This is a genomic window from Leclercia sp. LTM14, from assembly GCF_023736175.1.
GTDB lineage: Bacteria > Pseudomonadota > Gammaproteobacteria > Enterobacterales > Enterobacteriaceae > Enterobacter > Enterobacter barmai.
The window spans coordinates 1-345 of the sequence record NZ_JAIKTT010000037.1 but is presented as its reverse complement, the minus strand read 5'-3'; the positions used below and the strand labels follow the sequence as shown (position 1 = coordinate 345).

At 44.3% G+C, this 345-nt stretch carries 1 rRNA gene; it reads left to right on the top strand.

From position 1 onward, the window contains the following. Window positions 1-79, top strand: a 16S ribosomal RNA gene (locus K5I40_RS23805); the annotation flags it as partial. Window positions 80-345 lie beyond the last annotated feature (266 nt).

Genomic DNA, 345 nt, shown 5'->3' with positions numbered 1-345 from the left:
TACCACTTTGTGATTCATGACTGGGGTGAAGTCGTAACAAGGTAACCGTAGGGGAACCTGCGGTTGGATCACCTCCTTACCTTAAAGAACCTGCCTTTGTAGTGCTCACACAGATTGTCTGATGAATGATGAACTTCTGAATGTACTTTTGAGTGCATTAAGAAGTTTTGCTCTTTAAAAATCTGGATCAAGCTGAAAATTGAAACGACACACTGTGTCTGTTCTCCGTAACAGGAACAGATGAAGGTGTGTTCGAGTCTCTCAAATTTTCACAACGCGAAGTGAAACAGCTTCGGGTTGTGAGGTTAAGCGACTAAGCGTACACGGTGGATGCCCTGGCAGTCA